At 59.5% G+C, this 1,293-nt stretch carries 2 protein-coding genes; one reads left to right on the forward strand and one right to left on the reverse strand.

Translation table 11 applies throughout. The features are described 5' to 3' along the window. The coding region (locus V6C07_RS00845; protein ID WP_333534499.1) for a nicotinate-nucleotide--dimethylbenzimidazole phosphoribosyltransferase at positions 1-260 on the reverse strand (260 nt) is incomplete at its 3' end. Between the two features lie 136 nt (positions 261-396). Between V6C07_RS00845 and V6C07_RS00850 the strand changes: the two genes are divergently transcribed. Further along, on the forward strand, positions 397-1,293 hold an 897-nt coding region (locus V6C07_RS00850), incomplete at its 3' end, for a S1C family serine protease (RefSeq protein WP_333534501.1).

Genomic DNA, 1,293 nt, shown 5'->3' on the forward strand with positions numbered 1-1,293 from the left:
TCCGCCACGCCGTGGTCACCGGCCACTGTCAGCATGAGGGCCGGGCTGACGCTCAAAGGCGTTTGTCCCCGGCGCATGGCGTAAACCCTGCGAGCCAGGTCCTCAAGCCTGCCAAGGCTGCCCCGAGGTTTGGTAAGATTGTCCAGATGGGCCTGAGCCGCGGCCATATCCTGCTGCCGCACCGGCTCAATATGCAGACCGGGGAAAATACGTTCCAGGCAGGAGGATGGGCAAGAAAATGAAAAAGTGTTGTCGTTCATGCTTTTTTTCTAGCCTTTCCGGCAACCCTGCGCAAGGGCCGGACCTTTTCTACGGCAATACGCCACGCTGCCCTTTACGAACTGTTCACGATGCTTATATAAACGGGGTAAAAAGCTCCAAAAAGGGATACCAACAATGACCTTATCTCTTACAGCCATATACAAAAGAGTGCCTTCCGGCATCAGACGGCTTTCCGGCCCCGGACATTTTTGCGGCATCCACCGCACGCTCTCGTGGGCTTTGTACTGGACCCTGCTGACACTTCTTTCAGGCGGCTTGTTTGGTCTGATTCCCCAGGCGGCAGGCGCTGCCCCGCAGGAAGGCAGCCCGCGTCTGACTCCCGTTGTGCGCGCGGTACAGGCCGTTGCCCCGGCAGTGGTCAATATCACCAGTACGCAGGTAATACGCGGGCAAAACCTTTCACCGCTGGATCAGTTCTTTGGAACGGATTTTGGCCGGGGGCCGGGTTTTCCGGGGTTTGGCGGTCCGGCTTCTCCCCGCAAACAAAAACGCGAAAGCCTCGGCTCCGGCGTTATTGTGGACGGCAAGAAAGGGCTTGTGCTCACCAACGCCCACGTCATAGCGGGTGGTGATGAAGTCATGGTGCGCCTGCTGGACGGACGCGAATATCCTGCCGTTGTGTGCGGCGCTGACACGGACTTTGATATAGCCGTGCTGCAGATCAAGGGAGCCAGCGACCTGCCCGCTGTAAGTCTGGGTAATTCGGACGATGTCCTGCCCGGCGAAACTGTCATTGCCATCGGCAATCCTTTCGGCTTCAGCCACACGGTGACCACGGGCGTTGTTTCCGCCCTGGGCCGAACCATACGCAGCCGCAACAACGCTTTTACCGACCTCATCCAGACCGACACGGCCATCAACCCCGGCAACAGCGGCGGCCCCCTGCTGAACCTTGAAGGCGTGCTGATAGGCATCAATACCGCGGTCGACTCCCGCGGCGGGGGCATCGGCTTTGCCATTCCCGTCAACAAGGCCCGGCGCGTCATGGCCGACCTTATGGACAAAGGCGGC

Origin of the sequence: Desulfovibrio sp. 1214_IL3152, from assembly GCF_036763055.1 — a bacterium.
Taxonomy (GTDB): domain Bacteria; phylum Desulfobacterota; class Desulfovibrionia; order Desulfovibrionales; family Desulfovibrionaceae; genus Desulfovibrio.